Genomic DNA, 17,986 nt, shown 5'->3' with positions numbered 1-17,986 from the left:
GTCATGATCTCTTCGCGAGCAAGCCCGCTCCCACATTTGATTTGTGCATACTGTAGATTGTCTATGCTTGCCTCATACACATTCGTGACGGGGGATTTATGGACGATCCAGTCGACAATAATAACCACAACAAACCGCCGACCTTCTGGCAGATGCTGCACAGCGTCATGGCGGCGGCGTTCGGGGTGCAGAGCGGGAAAAACCGGGCGCGGGATTTCACCCACGGCAAGCCCAGTCATTTCGTGATTCTGGGGATTCTGTTCACGGTGGTGTTCGCCCTGATCCTGTTCGGCATCGTCAAACTGGTGCTACATCTGGCCGGGATCTGAGCCGACTCAGTGCATCAGGGTTTGCAGGCTGAACGGGTAGCGATACGACGTCGGTCTCCCTTTGGCCGAGAGCTTTTGAAAATCCACGCCATAATCCTGGGTAGCACTCATCGCCAACAGTCGCCGGGCTTGCGCGTGGTCGATCAGCTGCAATAACGGAATCTGCCGGTCGCGCCCGCCGTACTGGCTGACATCCACCCCCTGATCGTAGTCATGCAACTGCACAAGAGCCCAGCCGCCCAGAGTGAAGTGCCCGCCCAACAACACGCTTAGCCGCCCTTCCAACAGCGCCTGCAACGCGGCCGCTGAATTGTTGATGGCACTGAACAGCACATCCTTGCCCGGCTGGCCTCCCGTTTCGGCGTATGCCTTCATGGCACCGAAAGCCATTTCATCGTTGGCCGACCAGACCAGCGATGTTTGCGGGTAACGCTTGAACAATAACCTGGCCTGTTCATAGGCACGCTCGCGGGTCCAGCCGCCATACACCAACTGGCGTAAACGCACTTCAGGGTGTTCGGCCAATGCCCGCATCATGCCCTGCTCACGCTGTTGCGCGGCCGGCGTGATTTTCAGGCCGGAAAAGGCCACCAGCTCGATGACCTCACCGGGTGCGACCGGGCCATGCAGGCGAATCAGTTCCTTGAGCATCAGGTAGCCGCCCTCCTCATTGTTGGGCACCAGGCTACCCAACCAGTCGGGATACTTGCCCGGCTGTGCGCCGAGCAGGCGCATCTGGTCGGCGGTCAGGCCGTTGTTGACCAAAAACAGCTTCACGCCGCTGCCTTGAGCCAAGCGCAAGATTTCGGGGGCGACATACAGTTCGTTGGAGAACACCAGATAGTCCGGCCGACTCGGCCCTTGCAGCGCTTCGCGGGCCTGTTTGAGTGTGGTCTCGGCGTTTCGCTCGGCATACTGGATTTGCAAATCCATGCCCAGGTTCTTGGCCGCGGCCTGCATGAACTGCGAGTAACTGACCCAGAATGTCTCTTGAGAGGTCCCAGGATTGAGAAACAATACGGACGCCGCCTGGGCACACGGTCCCAGGACCGCGCCAAGCGCCAGCACTACACCACAGAAGAACTTCAACATTGATCGTCCGAGCCCCCGAAAATCCGCAGCGCATTATAGCCAGCGAAGTCCCTGGAAACGGCGCTTATTCCGGCTTTAGTCCGACAATCGTCGGCGCCGGGCCCGGACGGGGTCGTTTATTGATGGCTGACCCAGAATACCGCCGTACCCACGACCAGGATGATCAGGAACAGAATCGCCCAGGCATCGACCGTGCTATCGCTTTTCCTTGCTTTGGTTGGGTTGCTCATTGCATCGCCTCTTGTCGGTTTTATCGGTGATTGCATAAAGACTCGAGCACAGTTAAGACGATGATTGCCCGCACGACAAATGAGGGTTTTATCTCAACGACTTTCATTAGTCGTTTTGGTTCTTTGCATATACTCAAACATCACTTTTGCGCATAACTGCAAACTGGTATCTTGCGTCGGCTCCGTTGGGAGTGCGCGGCCGTGCGCGCAGAATTGCCGAGGCAGAATCGGATGAAAGCTTGCGAAAACGCAGCTGTATCCGACCGGCCCAAGCCTGAGAACAGGACTTATATGTACGTATACGACGAGTACGATCAGCGGATCATCGAGGACCGCGTCAAGCAGTTCCGTGATCAGACCCGACGCTATCTGGCAGGCGAGCTGAGCGAAGAAGAATTCCGCCCCCTGCGCCTGCAAAATGGCCTTTATATCCAGCGCTTTGCCCCGATGCTGCGGGTGGCGGTGCCTTACGGCCAACTCACTTCGCGCCAGACGCGAATGATGGCCAAGATTGCCCGCGACTATGACAAGGGCTACGCCCACATCAGTACCCGGCAGAACGTGCAGTTCAACTGGCCGGCTGTGGAAGACATCCCGGACATCCTGGCTGAGCTGGCGACCGTGCAGATGCACGCGATCCAGACCAGCGGCAACTGCCTGCGCAACGTCACCACCGATCAGTTCGCCGGTGTCGCCGCCGACGAGCTGATCGACCCGCGGCCATGGTGCGAAATCGTCCGTCAGTGGACCACGTTCCACCCGGAATTCGCTTACCTGCCGCGTAAATTCAAAATTGCCATCAACGGTTCGACGTCCGACCGTGCGGCCATCGAAGTCCATGACATCGGCCTCGAGCCGGTGCACAACGCCGCGGGCGAACTGGGCTTCCGTGTACTGGTCGGTGGCGGCCTGGGCCGTACTCCGGTGGTGGGCGCGTTCATCAACGAATTCCTGCCGTGGCAGGACCTGTTGAGCTACCTCGACGCCATTCTGCGGGTCTACAACCGCTACGGCCGTCGCGACAACAAGTACAAGGCGCGGATCAAGATTCTGGTCAAGGCCCTGACGCCTGAAGTGTTCGCGCAGAAAGTCGATGCGGAAATGGAACACCTTCGCGGTGGCCAGACCACGCTGACCGAGGCCGAAGTGCATCGCGTGGCCAAGCACTTTGTCGATCCGGACTACAAGGCTCTGGAAAACCAGACAGCCGAACTGGCCGAGCTCGACAAACAGCACCCGGGCTTCGCCCGCTGGCGCATCCGCAACACCCTGGCGCACAAGAAGCCGGGTTACGTCGCCGTGACGCTGTCCCTGAAGCCGACCGGCGTTGCACCGGGCGACATCACCGACAAACAGCTCGATGCCGTTGCCGACCTCGCCGACCGTTACAGCTTCGGTCAACTGCGCACCTCCCACGAGCAGAACATCATTCTGGCCGATGTCGAGCAGAGCCAGTTGTTCGCCATGTGGGGCGAGTTGCGCGAGCAAGGTTTCGCCACGCCGAACATCGGCTTGCTAACCGACATCATCTGCTGCCCTGGCGGCGACTTCTGCTCCTTGGCCAACGCCAAGTCGATCCCGATCGCCGAATCGATCCAGCGCCGTTTCGACGACCTGGACTACCTGTTCGACATCGGCGAGCTGGACCTGAACATCTCCGGCTGCATGAACGCCTGTGGTCACCACCACGTGGGCCACATCGGTATTCTCGGAGTGGACAAGAAAGGCGAAGAGTTCTATCAGGTGTCCCTGGGTGGCAGCGCCAGCCGCGATGCGAGCCTGGGCAAGATCCTCGGCCCATCCTTCGCCCAGGAAGCCATGCCTGATGTGATCGAGAAGCTGATCGACGTGTACATCGAACAACGTACCGAAGACGAGCGCTTCATCGACACTTATCAGCGTATCGGCATCGACCTCTTCAAGGAGCGCGTCTATGCAGCGAATAATTAAGAACAACGAAGTCGTCGACGAAACCTGGCACCTGTTGCCGAAAGATTTCAACATCGACGAGATCAGCAACTGCGACGACCTGATCGTCCCGTTGCACATGTGGCGCGAACACAGCCGCATGCTCATGGCCCGCGATGGCGGCCTGGGTGTGTGGCTGGATGCCGACGAAGAAGCCGAAGAAATCGGTGACGACGTGGCGAACTTCCAGGTCATCGCCCTGAACTTCCCGGCCTTCACCGATGGTCGCAACTACTCCAACGCCCGTCTGCTGCGTGACCGCTATGGTTTCAAAGGCGAACTGCGGGCAATTGGCGATGTGCTGCGCGACCAGCTGTTCTACATGCACCGCTGCGGTTTCGATGCGTTTGCCATTCGCGCCGATAAAGACCCCTACGAAGCCCTTGAAGGCCTCAAGGACTTCTCGGTGACCTATCAGGCCGCAACAGACGAACCGCTGCCGCTGTTCCGTCGCCGTTGATCGTCACACCTTGAACCCCTTGCGGGGTTCAAGGTTTTTCCCTTACTGCGTGCCTATCGGAAACGGTCGTCCCATGGCCTCCCAGTTCCGATAAAACCGGGCACGGTCCTCAAGTGCCGTGAACAGCGCAAACGGGTTTTCAGGATCGACCTCGGCCGATTCAATATCCTGAACCAGTCTTTCCCAAAGCGCTTGCGAAGCATCGGCTTCACCGAGCAGTCGCCACACCCTCGCCTGAAGCGACAGATAATCGACCCGGAAGTCCGCCGTCAGGCTCAGTCCATCCATTATCCTCAGGAACCGGGCGCCAAGGGGCCTGGCTGCCAGCCTCTGCCAGATCAATCGTCGCGTCGCTTGCAACTCCCCATCGCCTTCGCGCAACCACTCGATGACATTCCCGTAATTAACCCCGGGATCGCTTAACCACAGGTTGATACCCGTTCGCCGCCGATGATCGACAATGCGCAACAAGGTGTCCTCATCCGTCAATGGATTGCCCTGCAGCAGCACACGGTCCCTCGAGATAGCCTGGTTCAGCACTGCTGGCGGCACTCGGGTTATCTGGTTATTACGCAGGTCCAACGACGTCAGATAGGGCTGCTCCATGACTCCGACTGGGCAACCAATGATCCCGGTGTTGCTCAGGTTCAGCCAGCGCAAGTCGTTCATTCCGAGCACCAACGGCGGGACGCCCAGCGGGTTGTTGCTCAGGTCCAGCGTCTGCAAGTGTGTCAACCCGGTCAATTGAGAGGCGGCGCGCTCATTGAACGTCAGATTCGTCGACCTCAGATTCAGCGAAGAGAGACGCGCCATCTGGTTGATCGAAGGAGGCAATGCGCGCTCCGCAAGGCCGCCATGGTTGAAGTGACTCAGGTCGACATTTTCCAGGTTCAGCACTTCAAGATTTGGAAAACACTCGAGAAATCCGTTCAGACTTTCCTCTTCAGTCAGGTGAAAGCCGCGCATCGACAACTCGAGAACATTGTTGAGCCGGACATTCAACGTGGGTAACCGGTGATAATTCTCGAAGTCGAGATCCAGCCTGACGCCGCGTATCTGATCAGCAGGCAGTAACAGATCCTGCGGCGCCCTGCGTTGTTGCCAGATGGAGGCCAGCTCCTCGGCCAACTCATTTCGAATCGCTCGCTCCTGTTGTATTTCGGCCTGCACCAACTGAACGTTATAGGCCTCGATTTGTGCAGCGCTCAATCCCGCTGCTTCGGGATTATTCGGGGCCAGGAAATCGATAGCCATGCCATGAATGTCATCCGCCACCTGATCTACCCAGGCGGTCAGGTCGATGTCGAGTTGCTGCAGCTGTTGCTTCAACCACTCAATGTGCGCCTGTGCGTTTACACCTTCGCGTTGAAGAACCGCATCAGCCAGGGCATCGGTGAAGTCTGGATAGACCGCTTTGAGTTGCAGCCTCATCATCTGGTGCGTCAGCGCCTCGGCCTGGGGCGTTCCCGGAAAACCGCCGCCACTGAGCCCATGGGCATCGAACGGCAACCCACCGTCCATTCTTTGCAGCCCGAGTATCACCTGTGATCGGGGCAACGCCTGGTCGCTGACGGCGAGTCGCAGTTCGTCGACTGAACCAGGCGACGTCAGGAGCAGCGCTGAACGGTCGTCGTCCGTCAACACACCGAGAAGTGCCGTATAAAAGTCTGTTGGCGAGGCCTGATGCAGATAGTGCTGTCCGATTCTGACCAAGCGCCGGACATCCGTGGCATCCTGCGCGCCGATGCGGTCCAGCACTCGCCCCGCGATGGACTGATCAAGGACATCGATCCGCAGGTTCCGCGGCCAGCCCGGCAGGTTTTGCAGCGAGTGCAAGGCCAGGATGTCCGAGTCCGGGCTCGCCACCGAACGCAGATAAAGACCTTCATTAGCGCGATTGAGCCGCACATGCTGCTGGTATTGCCGCGCCTTGCTGTCCAGACGCGTGAACACTTGCCTGACCTCGGTCACATCGGGGGCTTGCTGGATATCCACGCCATAGCGGTCGAGCATTTGCTCGATGGCACCTTTGGGCAGCGTCGGGTATTGCTGCTGAAACAGCCGCACCCATTCATGGTCCGACTGTTGAAGTGCGGCGTAACGCCTGTTGAATTGCTCAGGCGTGCCGGCCGCCCCCAGATCCTGATCGATCTTGAAGCGACTGATCGTATCCGCCAGTAAAGGCGTCGGTGGACGCCCCGTCTGCATCAGTCGCAGCATGTCATCGTCAATCACACTGACCTTGCCGATCTGTGCCAGGACGTCATCGCTGAAAGACGCCACAGTCGGGCCGATTCCGCGGATCAGCTCCACGCGGGAGGACAGCATGGAAACCGGTGGCTCGGGCGTCGGGGCAACGACGATTTGCGAAGACGGACGTACTGACTCGACGGCCGCTTCATCCTTCAGCGCCGCCTGTGCGCCGATCGGCAGCGCATTAAGCAAACCGAACACGGTGCGCGACACGCCCTCCGACCGTTCACGCGGTGTTTTACCGTTTACCGCCTGATCAAGACCGTAACCGGCGTCAATAAGCCCGGCCAGCGCCAATATGCCTTCGCCTCCCGGGACGAACAACGCCAATGGCCCGAACCGGTTGATCCATTGCACCACCGGTTCGACAACCGCACTTAAATTGTCACGATTGACCTGTGCATCGGTACGAATGCTTTCGATACTGGCGTGGGCGGCCTGCTTCATCGTCAGCACCAATTGCGCAAACGGATCGGTCGCCGATGGCGGATTGTCGTAGCCAATGTAATCGGCGGGGTCCCAGTAGCCGTCGTTATTGAAAAAACCGGCGTTGTTGGTCAGCCGATGCATCGCGGGATACTGCGCCATGCCGTCCAATGCCGTCAGCACACCCGCCTGAAACGTACCGTCCTCGCGATCATCTTCGGCAAAATGGGCGGCCAATGCCTGCTTTGTCTCGCTGAGCTTGCCCTGCGCGACGACCCATTGGTGCAGTTGAGTGGCATCGGTGAATTCGTGCAGCGGGGAAGAGTTGCCAGGGATGTACAGCAGCATTCGGGTACTGGCAGTGTCACGGAACACCCAGGTATCTGTTGCGGTGTAACGGTATAGCTTCAAACGGCCGGCCCTGACGGACAAAGGGGTACGCGTCGCCGCTTGCAGTTGTTCGATGGTCAGCGCTTCCCATGCCTGACCGGGCGGCAAGCCAGCCGTCTCCATCGCGAGCTCAAGTCCTTTTTGCGACAGGCAGCGCTCCTTGAACTGCAACCAGGCCGTCATCACAAACGCTGCTTTGACCGATGTCCTCAAGGCGTACGGACTGGACGCAGTGAGCACCTCGTCAGAGGGCCAGACCTTTTCAAGATAGGTCTCGTACACATGCTTGAAGTCCAGCTCCCAGACCCATTTCTTGAAATCAGCCGGCCTCAGCTTCAGTTGTGAGGCGGGACCGTAAGTCTGCGGCGCCGTTTGCCGATAGATGCCTTCATAGGTGTCGTGATTGCCGCTGCCGTAATCAGCGAACTCGTCGACATGCTCGACAATCCGCACCGTCGGGCCGACGTCCGGCGGTGTGTACAGACCAAAGGCGGTTTCCGCAAAACGCCCGTCCCCAACCGTCTGGTAATTTGAAAGCAGCGCTTGCAACAGCGACCGCGAGTTCGCCACCTGGCCCTGCTGGAAACCGTTCTCTTCAGGGTGGCCCTTGTAGTGGTAATCGAGGGTGACCATCAAGGTCGTCTGCGGGTCGATGTCCTGCCCCCATTTTTTCTTGATCAGGTGTGCGCCCAACTGGCCGGGGGTTTGGGGGAGAGCGATGTCCAGTGCAGCTTTCAGTTCGTCGCGCATGCGCAACGATGGGGCTGGATGAGGTGCGGCAACGTGGTGAAGGAGCTCATTCATGGTGCAATCCATTGCAGTCAATTCAGGCCTGTCACCCTACCCCACCTGACTCCACACGAAAGCGCGACCGATCGACAATGGCATTAGGAAAATTCGTTATTTCTTGAGGGTGAGTGGACACCTTCCGAAGGTCAAAAAAAAACCGTGGGCAATCCACGGTTTTTTTTACTGACGGTGATGCCTGGTACGGTTACCAGAAGCGTTGCTGGGTCAACCGGCTCCACCAGCTCAGCAATACGCGATCGATCGAACCGCTGGCCGCCATGCCGATGCGCTCCTGCAGGGTTTTACGTTCGGCGTAATGCAAATGATAGAGCTCGGACTGTTTAGCGCGTTCAGCGAGGTATTCGTCGCTGGTCTTGAGCTCGTCCACCAGTTGCTTGTCGAGTGCCGAAACACCGAGCCAGATTTCCCCGGTGGCCACTTCATCGATAGCCAGTTGCGGGCGATAGCGGGAAACGAAGTTTTTGAACAGCTGATGGGTGATGTCCAGCTCTTCCTGGAATTTCTCCCGGCCCTTCTCGGTGTTTTCGCCAAACACTGTCAGGGTGCGCTTGTACTCACCGGCCGTGAGCACTTCGAAGTCGATGTCATGCTTTTTCAGCAGGCGATTGACGTTGGGCAACTGCGCCACCACGCCGATCGAGCCGAGAATCGCGAACGGTGCGCTGATAATTTTCTCGCCGATGCACGCCATCATGTAGCCGCCGCTGGCCGCGACCTTGTCGATGCACACGGTCAACGGCACGCCGGCCTCGCGAATGCGCGCCAGTTGCGAAGATGCCAGGCCGTAGCTGTGAACCATGCCGCCGCCGCTTTCCAGGCGCAGCACCACTTCATCCTTTGGCGTGGCGAGGGTCAGCAGCGCGGTGATTTCGTGGCGCAGGCTTTCAGTGGCCGACGCCTTGATGTCGCCGTCGAAATCCAGCACGAACACCCGCGGCTTGGCCTCAGGTTTCTTCTTTTGCTTTTTCTCGGTTTTAGCCTGGGATTTGCGCAAGGCCTTGAGCTGATCCTTGTCGAGCAAGGTTTGCTCCAGGCGTTCGCGCAGCCCTTTGTAGAAATCATTGAGTTTGCTGACTTGCAACTGGCCGTGCGACTTGCGCCGACCTTTGCTGCGCAACGCCGCAAAACTGGCCAGGACCACCAGAATGGCGATCACCAGGGTCACGGTTTTAGCCAGGAAACTGGCGTACTCGGACAAAAACTCCACAGAGACTCCTTCAACACGATGCGCGGCATGAACACGCGCGGGATACCTCCAGCATACCCATGAGCCGGCCCGGCGACCAGTCGTGAAACCTCTGGCAACAGGCCTGTAACGGGCATTTCAAACAAGCGTATGTTTTTTCATTGACAGCTCACCGTCATCCCCATAACCTCGCCAAACCTTCAACGTACCGGGATGACGCGGACGTGGGCAGCATCTATTTGATTCGACATGGCCAGGCCTCCTTTGGTGCAGACGACTATGACGTTCTGTCGCCGACCGGTATTCGCCAGGCAGAAGTCCTTGGCCAGCATCTGGCCGAACTCGGTGTCAGCTTCGATCGCTGCCTGTCGGGCGACCTGCGCCGTCAGCAACATACGGCCACCAGCGCGCTGGAACAGTACGCTGCCGTGGGCTTGCCGGTGCCGCCCCTGGAAATCGATTCGGCCTTCAACGAGTTCGACGCCGACGCGGTGATCCGCGCCCTCCTGCCAGCCATGCTGGAGGACGAGCCCGAGGCGCTGGACATCCTGCGCAACGCCACGCAAAACCGTGCCGAGTTCCAGCGTATCTTCGCCTTGATCATCGAGCGCTGGCTCGCCGGCATCTATGACACACCGGGTCTGGAAAGCTGGCTGGGCTTCGTAGAACGCGTGCAGGCCGGTCTGCAGCGACTGCTCGAAAACGCCGACAACACCCAGAAAATCGCCGTATTCACCTCCGGCGGCACCATCACTGCCCTGCTCCATCTTATTACGCAAATGCCTGCCCGGCAGGCCTTTGAGCTGAACTGGCAAATCGTCAACACCTCGCTCAACCTGCTCAAGTTTCGTGATCGCGAGGTGGCTTTGGCTTCCTTCAACAGTCATACGCACCTGCAACTGTTGAAGGCCCCGGAACTCATCACGTTTCGTTGATTCCGGACTATTGTGACCCTGGCTGTAATCACCCAGCTCTTATTACCCAAGAAAGGATCGAACCATGACCTCCGTAGCTGATGTCGTACAAGCAATGAAAGCCAAGTTCAACCCAGCCGCTGCTGCCGGTCTGAACCTGATCTTCGGTTTCCGCATCGACGACACCAAGAACTTCTCCCTGATCGTCAAAGACGGCACCTGCGAACTGCAAGAAGGTGAAAACCCGGACGCCCAAGTGACCCTGGTGATGGACAGCGAAACCCTGGAAGGCATCGTCGACGGTTCGACCGACGGCATGCAAGCGTTCATGGGCGGCAAGCTGCGCGCTGAAGGCGACATGATGCTGGCCATGAAACTGTCCGAGCTGTTCCCAGGCTAATACGACGGCTCCCGCTCTCGGGAGCCTCTCTGGCTGCATGCGAATCCCGCCCCTCGTGGCGGGATTCGTCGTTTTTCACCCTCGGAAAACGGCTATCTGTGGATATGCCGTCTATATTCCTTCTGGCCGCATGCGTCAGACATCGGCTGTTTGCCCTCGCTTCTTTTATAAAGAACTGTGTGGAGAGCACTGCCATGAGCCCACCTGACGAGCACAATGACTTCAGTCGCCGCCGTGTACTGCAAGGTCTTTCGGCAGGCGCCATCGGTGCCTGGATCAGTCCGCTAACCGCAGGGAGTAAAACCATGCCCGACACCCCCGCCGACCTGATTCTGTACAACGGACGCCTGCACACCGTCGACCGCAAGAAACCCCAGGCCAGCGCCGTCGCGATCAAGGACGGGCGCTTTGTGGTGGTCGGCAGCGATGCCCAGGCCATGGCCCTGCAAGGCCCCGGCACACAAATCGTTGACCTGCATGGCCGCACAGTGATTCCCGGCCTCAACGACTCCCACTTGCACCTGATTCGTGGCGGCCTCAATTACAACCTTGAACTGCGCTGGGAAGGCGTGCCGTCCCTGGCTGATGCCCTGCGTATGCTCAAGGATCAGGCCGACCGCACCCCTACCCCGCAATGGGTGCGGGTGGTCGGTGGCTGGAATGAATTCCAGTTTGCCGAAAAACGCATGCCGACCCTTGAAGATCTGAACAAAGCCGCGCCGGACACTCCAGTGTTCGTCCTGCACCTCTACGACCGCGCCCTGCTCAACCGTGCCGCACTGAAAGTGGTCGGCTACACCCGCGACACGCCGAACCCGCCGGGCGGCGAGATCCAGCGCGATGCCAATGGCGACCCCACCGGCATGCTGATCGCCCGCCCGAACGCAATGATCCTCTACTCGACCCTGGCCAAGGGGCCGAAGCTGCCACTGGAATATCAGGTCAACTCGACCCGCCAGTTCATGCGCGAACTCAATCGACTGGGTCTCACCAGCGCCATCGATGCCGGCGGCGGTTATCAGAATTACCCGGACGACTATCAAGTCATCCAGCAATTGGCCAGAGACAAACAGCTCACGGTGCGCATTGCCTACAACCTGTTCACCCAGAAACCCAAGGAAGAACTGACCGACTTCAAGAACTGGACCAGCACCTCCCATTACGGCCAGGGCGATGACTTCCTGCGGCACAACGGCGCCGGCGAGATGCTGGTGTTCTCGGCAGCGGATTTCGAAGACTTCCTCGAACCACGCCCCGACCTGCCGCAAACCATGGAGCAGGAACTGGAACCGGTGGTGCGCCATCTGGTGGAACAGCGCTGGCCCTTCCGCCTGCACGCCACCTACAACGAATCCATCAGCCGCATGCTCGACGTGTTCGAGAAGGTCAACCGGGATATTCCGTTCAACGGTTTGCCGTGGTTCTTCGATCACGCCGAAACCATCACCCCCCGGAACATCGAACGGGTCAAGGCCCTGGGCGGTGGTATCGCCATCCAGGACCGCATGGCGTTCCAGGGTGAATACTTCGTCGACCGTTACGGCGCCAAGGCGGCCGAAGCCACGCCACCGATCGCGCGCATGCTCGCCGAGGGCGTTCCAGTGGGCGCCGGCACCGATGCCACGCGCGTCTCCAGCTACAACCCCTGGACATCGCTGTACTGGCTGGTCAGCGGCCGTACCGTCGGCGGATTAGCCCTGTCTCCACAAGGCTTGAGCCGCGATACGGCGCTGGAACTCTTCACCCACGGCAGCGCCTGGTTTTCCTCCGAACAAGGCAAGAAAGGCCAGATCAAGGTCGGGCAACTGGCGGACCTGATTGCGCTGTCGGCGGACTACTTTCACATCGAAGACGAAGCCATAAAGTGGATCGAGTCGGTGCTGACCATTGTCGACGGCAAGATCGTCCACGGTAGCGTCGAGTTCGAAAAACTGGGGCCACCGCCAATCCCGGTGGTGCCTGAGTGGTCGCCGGTGGTGAATGTACCGGGGCACTGGAAACCCCTGGCGCCAATGACCGCGCAAGTGCATCAGTGTGTGGGCGCTTGCGCGGTGCATGCCCACAGCCATGAACGGGCGCGGTTGTCGTCGGCGCCGGTCAGTGACTTTCAAGGGTTCTGGGGGGCGTTTGGCTGTTCGTGTTTTGCGTTTTGAAAAGAGAAAAGATCGTCCGAAGGCTCGGGCCGCGTTCGGACGATCTTTTGATTTTTAGCCTCTGCAACACTCGCTGACACAAGCTTGATCTCGATCAGTTGCCCTCCCCCCCACACTCTCTACTATCGCTCTTCCATCGAAGGCCAAGGACGGCTCATCGGGAGCCTGCGGCCGATCATTCTCAAGGAAGAGTCAATCATGCGGTCATTGAAAATCATTCTGCTGGCATCGGCGTTCAACGGCCTGACCCAGCGGGCCTGGCTGGATTTGCGTCAGGCCGGTCACTCGCCCAGCGTGGTGCTGTTCACCGATGAAGACGCAGTGTGCGAGCAGATCGAACACTCCGGCGCCGACCTGGTGATCTGCCCGTTTCTCAAGGATCGGGTACCGCAGCAACTGTGGAGCAACCTCAAGCGCCCTGTGGTGATCATTCATCCGGGCATCGTCGGCGACCGTGGCGCCAGTGCGCTGGACTGGGCGATCACCCGTGAGCTCAGCCGCTGGGGCGTGACCGCGCTGCAAGCGGTGGAGGAAATGGACGCCGGGCCGGTCTGGGCCACTTGTGAATTCAACCTGCCCCAGGGTCTGCGCAAATCCGAGTTGTACAACGGGCGCGTCAGCGACGCGGCAATCACCTGCATCCGCGAAGTCGTGGAAAAGTTTATCGATGGTTTCGAGCCAGTGCCTTTAGACTACAGCCAACGCCATGTGATTGGCCGCTTGCAGCCGAACATGAAGCAAGCTGACCGGATCTTCAGCTGGCACGACAACGCGCACTTCATCAAACGCAGCATCGACGCCGCCGACGGTCAGCCCGGCGTATTGGCCAGCCTGGCCGGCGGTCAGTATTACCTGTATGACGCTCATCTGGATTCGCGCAGCGGCACGCCGGGAGAGATTCTCGCGGTGCATGACGATGCGGTGCTGGTCGCGACCGGTGATCACAGCCTGTGGATCGGTTCGCTGCGACGCAAACCCCGGCCCGGCGAAGAAACCTTCAAGCGTCCGGCCCGGCATGTACTCGCTGAACAGCTTGCGCACGTCCCGACCCTTGATTGGTCGATCGCCTCTCAGCCGTTTAACAACGAAAGCTATCAACCGATCCGCTATCGCGAGTCGGGGCATGTCGGCGAGCTGACCTTCGAGTTTTACAACGGCGCCATGAGCACCGAACAGTGCCAACGACTGGTGGAGGCCCTGCGCTGGGCCAAGTCCCGGGACACCCAAGTGCTGCTGATCAAGGGTGGACGCGGCAGTTTCTCCAACGGCGTGCACCTCAACGTGATCCAGGCCGCAGCAGTTCCGGGGCTGGAAGCCTGGGCCAATATTCAGGCGATCGACGACGTCTGCCAGGAACTGCTCAGCGCCCGGCAACTGGTGGTCAGCGGCCTGACCGGCAATGCCGGGGCCGGTGGCGTGATGCTGGCGCTGGCTGCCGATATTGTTTTCGCCCGCTCCGACATCGTGCTCAACCCCCATTACAAAACCATGGGCCTGTACGGCTCCGAATACTGGACCTACAGCCTGCCCCGCGCCGTCGGCCCGGCGATGGCGGAAAAACTCACCGAAGACTGCCTGCCGATCAGCGCCCTCCAGGCCTTGCAGTTAGGCATGGTCCAGGAAATCGGTCCGCGCTGCCCGGACGAGTTTGGCCTATGGCTGTTGCAGCGCGCCAATGGAGCGTTGAGTGATCCGGCGTACCAGGCGGTGCGTGAGCGTAAAAATCGGTTCGATACTCAATTGATGCAGCACTGCCGCAATGCCGAGCTGGAAGAAATGCACCAGGACATGGTGCAAAACCGTAAACAGTTCGCCGAGAAGTGCCGTAATTTTGTGCTTAAGCGCAAGGCGTGTGGCACGCCGCAGCGGTTGGTAGCCGATTGGGCGGCGGTGAGGGCGGTTGAGTTGGCGGAGTGATTGTTTGGCACGAGGTGATCAGACCGGACAGTGAACTCTGTGGCGAGGGAGCTTGGGGCCGCTTCGCGCCCCAGTGGGAGCAAGCTCCCTCGCCACAGACGGTATCGGAAGACCATGGCTGCTCTTACAATGCCCGCACCTCCCACATCGGCCTGCCCATGGACATCGACCTCGCCCGCACCTTTCTGGAAATTGTCCGCCACGGCAGCCTGGCCGCGGCGGCTGAAAAGCTGCACGTCACCCAGACCGCGATCACTGCCCGGGTGCAGAAGCTCGAAAGTCAGCTGGGCAGCACGCTGTTTGTGCGCAATCGCGCCGGCGCGCGCCTGACGCCGAACGGCGAGGCTTTTGTGGTTTACGCCAATCAACTGGTGCAGACCTGGGAAGCCGCACGCCGGGACTTGCCGCTGCCCGAGGGCTACCGCGACGTGCTGCACATCGGTGGCGAGGTCAGCCTGTGCAACCCGTTGATGCTCAGTTGGGCCGGGGAACTGCGCGAGAAGATTCCCAGCCACGCCCTGCGCATGGAAATCCGCGACGGCGAAAACCTGCTGCGCCAACTGGAGTTGGGGGTGCTGGATGCGGCGCTGGTCTATCAGCCCGAGTACTGGCCACGCCTGCAAGTTGAGCAGGTGCTGGAAGAAAAACTGATCCTGGTACGCTTGGCCGGAAAACCCGATCCTTACGTCTATATCGACTGGGGCCCGGATTTCCGTCGCCAGCACGATGCGGCGCTGCCGGAAAAAGCCAAGGCAGCCCTGAGCTTCAACCTCGGCCCGCTGGCCTTGCAATACATCCTGGAAAACGGCGGCAGCGGCTATTTCCGCACCCGGGTGGTCCAGAGTTACCTGGAAAACGGCTTGCTGGAACAAGTGCCCAAAGCTCCGGAGTTCAGTTACCCGACCTATCTGGTTTACTCCCGGGACCGCGACTCGGCGACTCTGCAACGGGCGTTCGACTTGCTGCGGGAAGTGATCAAGACGGACGACGACTGGTCCCAGCGCTGGAACCCGCTGACCTGACACCATACGGGCGTCTCGCACCGGAGCATGGCGCTTGTGTCCTCAAGGTTCGGCCTGCCTGTGCGGCGGGATCGGCTAATCTGCTGGTTATAACAATAACCACAGGTGAACCCAGTGAGGCAGACCACCGAAGCGTTCCGCGCGCGCTACCGTGCCGATATTCATCCGCTCTACAACCCTTGGTTGCACGGCGCTTTTGTGTTGCTGTTCGGGTTGCTGGCCATCGGTGGGTTCTGGAGCACGGTGCATCAGGTGCAACCGCTGGAATGGCTGGCGGTGCCGCTGACCCTGTTGTTTTTGAACTTCGGCGTGTACGTCGTGCATCGGCATCTGGGGCACCACAAAAAGAGCCTGGCGCGGATGTTCTACGCCCGTCACGCCGGTGACCATCACAGCTTTTTCACCCCCGGCCACATGACCTACGACAGCGCCCGGGACTGGCGGGTGATTCTGTTTCCAGCCTGGCTGATCGTGTTGCACACCCTCGTCATCACGGGGCCTGCCTGGTGGTTGCTGGCTCAGTTCAATAGCAACGTCGCGGGGCTGTTTGGCGGCTGCATGGTGCTCGGTTACCTGACCTACGAGGTGTTCCATGCCTGCGAGCATCTACCGCCCGGCAACCCGGTGACGCGTTTGCCGTGGATCCGCCAGATGCGCCGTCTGCATGAGCTACATCACCGTCGTGAGCTGATGCAGGAACGCAATTTCAATATCGTGTTGCCCCTGATGGACTACCTGTTCGGCACCCTCTACTGGGAACCGGAGCAAGCGCCCCCGCACCTGACGAGAACGTCCATGACCCGTATGCAGCATGTGATCGACATCGCTGGAAACCCAGTGGCTGTGCTCGCCTACGCCAGCACCGTGACCCATTGGCCGCAGTGGCATCCGTCCTCCCTCAAGGTCGACGGCCAGAGCGGCCCGCTGTATGCCGGGGAGCGATTCGAGGAAGACATTCGGGCCGGCGGGCGTGAGGGGCATTTGAGCTGGGAAGTCGACGAATACCTGCCCGGACGCCGCTGGAGGGCTCGGGCCCGAGGCAGTCATGGTCTGTCGTTGATGGTGACTTACGAGTGTGAGGTTGAGGGCGATGACACACGGTTTGTCCGCACTCTGGAATACAGCTTCAGCGGCCTGGCAATGCGCATTGCCAATCGTCTGGTGCTCAAGCGGCGCATCGAGCGCGAATCGGCGGAGTCGATGCTGGCGTTACGCGAGATGGCGCAAAAACATCTGGCCCTGACAGGAGTCAGCGCATGAAAAGACCCCTCAAGTTTCGGCATTGGTTGCTGCTGCTGATCATCGTGATCAGCGCCTTGCTGTTTTTATTGCCGACCAAGGTTCAACCGGTAGCCTGGACACCGCCAACGGCGCCCTCCCTCGTCGATGGCATCTACGCCGACAATCAGCGACTCAAAGGCGTGAAACGGGTCGGTGCTGCTGACATCGACGGCCCTGAGGCGTTGCTACTGGAGAAAGACGTCCTTATCACCGGCCTGCATGACGGCCGGTTGATTCGCACCAGCCTCGACGGCAAAACCACCCAGGTGCTGGCCGATACCGGCGGCAGACCGCTGGGCCTGGCGCGGCACCCCAATGGTTTGTTGGTGATCGCCGACGGGGTCAAAGGTTTGCTGTCGCTCGACGCTCAGGGCCGGTTGATTCCATTGACCACCACGGCCAACAACCTGCCCTTCGGATTTACCAATGACGTGGCCATCGACAAGCCCGGGCATTACGCCTACTTCAGCGACTCCTCCAGCCGTTGGGGCTACGGCAAGGACGGAGAGGCGATCATCGAGCACGGTGGCGACGGCCGTTTGCTGCGTTATAACTTCCAGACCGGCAATACGGCGGTCCTGCTGGACAAACTGGAGTTCGCCAACGGCGTGACTCTGGGGCCTGACGACGCGTTTGTGCTGGTCAATGAAACTGGCGCCTATCGCATCAGCCGCTATTGGCTGACCGGGCCGAAAGCCGGCACCCACGATCTGTTCATCGACAATTTGCCGGGGCTGCCGGACAACCTGGCATTCAATGGCCGCGACCGTTTCTGGGTGGCGCTGTATGCACCGCGCAATGCACTGCTCGACACCACGGCGCCCTACCCTCTGGTACGCAAAATGATCGTGCGGGCGATGACTATCCTGCCCAAGCCCCTGGAGAAACGCGCCTTCGTCCTGGGACTGGACCTCGACGGCAAAGTGATTGCCAATCTGCAAGACGCCAGCAGCGGCAACTACTCACCCATCACCACCGTGCGCGAATATGGGGACTGGTTGTATCTGGGGTCGCTGAAAGCGCGGCACATGGCGCGGTTGCCGTTGAGTGCAGCATTGAAATAGAGGGTGTAGCCAAAAGATCGCCCGAAGGTTCGGACCGCGTTCGGACGATCTTTTGATTTTGAATCAACACAGATCTCGTATTGATCCCCGT

13 protein-coding genes are annotated in these 17,986 nt (G+C 59.7%); 10 read left to right on the top strand and 3 right to left on the bottom strand.

The window, feature by feature from the left end; all coding sequences use genetic code 11:
* Positions 1-98: 98 nt before the first annotated feature.
* Positions 99-329, top strand: coding sequence for a DUF2970 domain-containing protein (locus AF70_RS18220; RefSeq protein ID WP_028940955.1), 231 nt, complete (start codon positions 99-101; stop codon positions 327-329).
* A gap of 6 nt (positions 330-335) precedes the next feature.
* Here the strand turns inward: AF70_RS18220 and AF70_RS18215 are convergent, their stop codons facing one another.
* Positions 336-1,421 carry an ABC transporter substrate-binding protein gene (locus tag AF70_RS18215; RefSeq protein ID WP_028940956.1) on the bottom strand — a complete coding sequence of 362 codons (1,086 nt, stop codon included), beginning with the start codon at positions 1,419-1,421 and terminating at the stop codon, positions 336-338.
* Between the two features lie 521 nt (positions 1,422-1,942).
* Here AF70_RS18215 and AF70_RS18210 point away from each other — a divergent pair.
* A complete protein-coding gene (locus tag AF70_RS18210; RefSeq protein ID WP_028940957.1) occupies positions 1,943-3,601 on the top strand; it encodes a nitrite/sulfite reductase in 1,659 nt (552 codons plus the stop codon).
* A complete protein-coding gene (locus tag AF70_RS18205) occupies positions 3,585-4,079 on the top strand; it encodes a DUF934 domain-containing protein (RefSeq protein ID WP_018927639.1) in 495 nt (164 codons plus the stop codon). The genes AF70_RS18210 and AF70_RS18205 overlap by 17 nt, the downstream gene beginning before the upstream one ends.
* A gap of 42 nt (positions 4,080-4,121) precedes the next feature.
* Here the strand turns inward: AF70_RS18205 and AF70_RS18200 are convergent, their stop codons facing one another.
* Both AF70_RS18200 and sohB read right to left on the bottom strand, forming a co-directional pair.
* Positions 4,122-7,952: a leucine-rich repeat domain-containing protein gene (locus AF70_RS18200; protein ID WP_028940958.1), complete on the bottom strand. Its 3,831-nt coding sequence runs from the start codon at positions 7,950-7,952 to the stop codon at positions 4,122-4,124.
* A 190-nt stretch (positions 7,953-8,142) separates the two neighbouring features.
* Positions 8,143-9,165, bottom strand: a complete 1,023-nt coding sequence (gene sohB, locus AF70_RS18195) for a protease SohB (protein ID WP_019578475.1) — start codon at positions 9,163-9,165, stop codon at positions 8,143-8,145.
* 203 nt (positions 9,166-9,368) lie between these two features.
* Between sohB and AF70_RS18190 the strand changes: the two genes are divergently transcribed.
* From AF70_RS18190 to AF70_RS18160, 7 genes are all read left to right on the top strand, one after another.
* A complete protein-coding gene (locus AF70_RS18190) occupies positions 9,369-10,079 on the top strand; it encodes a histidine phosphatase family protein (RefSeq protein WP_028940959.1) in 711 nt (236 codons plus the stop codon).
* Between the two features lie 64 nt (positions 10,080-10,143).
* Complete coding sequence (locus AF70_RS18185; RefSeq protein ID WP_028940960.1) at positions 10,144-10,458, top strand: SCP2 sterol-binding domain-containing protein; 315 nt, start codon at positions 10,144-10,146, stop codon at positions 10,456-10,458.
* Positions 10,459-10,763: 305 nt separating this feature from the next.
* A complete protein-coding gene (locus tag AF70_RS18180) occupies positions 10,764-12,611 on the top strand; it encodes an amidohydrolase (protein ID WP_028940961.1) in 1,848 nt (615 codons plus the stop codon).
* A 198-nt stretch (positions 12,612-12,809) separates the two neighbouring features.
* Entirely contained in the window at positions 12,810-14,528 is a 1,719-nt protein-coding gene (locus AF70_RS18175; RefSeq protein WP_028940962.1) for a hydrogenase maturation protein, read from the top strand.
* Between the two features lie 158 nt (positions 14,529-14,686).
* Positions 14,687-15,550: a LysR family transcriptional regulator gene (locus tag AF70_RS18170; protein ID WP_007941771.1), complete on the top strand. Its 864-nt coding sequence runs from the start codon at positions 14,687-14,689 to the stop codon at positions 15,548-15,550.
* A gap of 114 nt (positions 15,551-15,664) precedes the next feature.
* Positions 15,665-16,810: an SRPBCC family protein gene (locus AF70_RS18165; protein ID WP_028940963.1), complete on the top strand. Its 1,146-nt coding sequence runs from the start codon at positions 15,665-15,667 to the stop codon at positions 16,808-16,810.
* Positions 16,807-17,895 carry an SMP-30/gluconolactonase/LRE family protein gene (locus AF70_RS18160; protein WP_028940964.1) on the top strand — a complete coding sequence of 363 codons (1,089 nt, stop codon included), beginning with the start codon at positions 16,807-16,809 and terminating at the stop codon, positions 17,893-17,895. The genes AF70_RS18165 and AF70_RS18160 overlap by 4 nt, the downstream gene beginning before the upstream one ends.
* Positions 17,896-17,986 lie beyond the last annotated feature (91 nt).

The organism is Pseudomonas sp. KD5 (assembly GCF_012932895.1).
Classification (GTDB): Bacteria; Pseudomonadota; Gammaproteobacteria; order Pseudomonadales; family Pseudomonadaceae; genus Aquipseudomonas.
This window is presented reverse-complemented; position numbering and strand designations above follow the sequence as displayed.

Excerpts from the sequence above, each read along its gene's own strand:
- AF70_RS18170 (WP_007941771.1), top strand. The coding sequence starts at position 14,687 with ATGGACATCGACCTCGCCCGCACCTTTCTGGAAATTGTCCGCCACGGC.
- AF70_RS18200 (WP_028940958.1), bottom strand. The coding sequence starts at position 7,952 with ATGAATGAGCTCCTTCACCACGTTGCCGCACCTCATCCAGCCCCATCG.
- AF70_RS18205 (WP_018927639.1), top strand. The coding sequence starts at position 3,585 with ATGCAGCGAATAATTAAGAACAACGAAGTCGTCGACGAAACCTGGCAC.
- AF70_RS18185 (WP_028940960.1), top strand. The coding sequence starts at position 10,144 with ATGACCTCCGTAGCTGATGTCGTACAAGCAATGAAAGCCAAGTTCAAC.
- AF70_RS18180 (WP_028940961.1), top strand. The coding sequence starts at position 10,764 with ATGCCCGACACCCCCGCCGACCTGATTCTGTACAACGGACGCCTGCAC.
- AF70_RS18210 (WP_028940957.1), top strand. The coding sequence starts at position 1,943 with ATGTACGTATACGACGAGTACGATCAGCGGATCATCGAGGACCGCGTC.
- AF70_RS18160 (WP_028940964.1), top strand. The coding sequence starts at position 16,807 with ATGAAAAGACCCCTCAAGTTTCGGCATTGGTTGCTGCTGCTGATCATC.
- AF70_RS18215 (WP_028940956.1), bottom strand. The coding sequence starts at position 1,421 with ATGTTGAAGTTCTTCTGTGGTGTAGTGCTGGCGCTTGGCGCGGTCCTG.
- AF70_RS18175 (WP_028940962.1), top strand. The coding sequence starts at position 12,810 with ATGCGGTCATTGAAAATCATTCTGCTGGCATCGGCGTTCAACGGCCTG.
- AF70_RS18220 (WP_028940955.1), top strand. The coding sequence starts at position 99 with ATGGACGATCCAGTCGACAATAATAACCACAACAAACCGCCGACCTTC.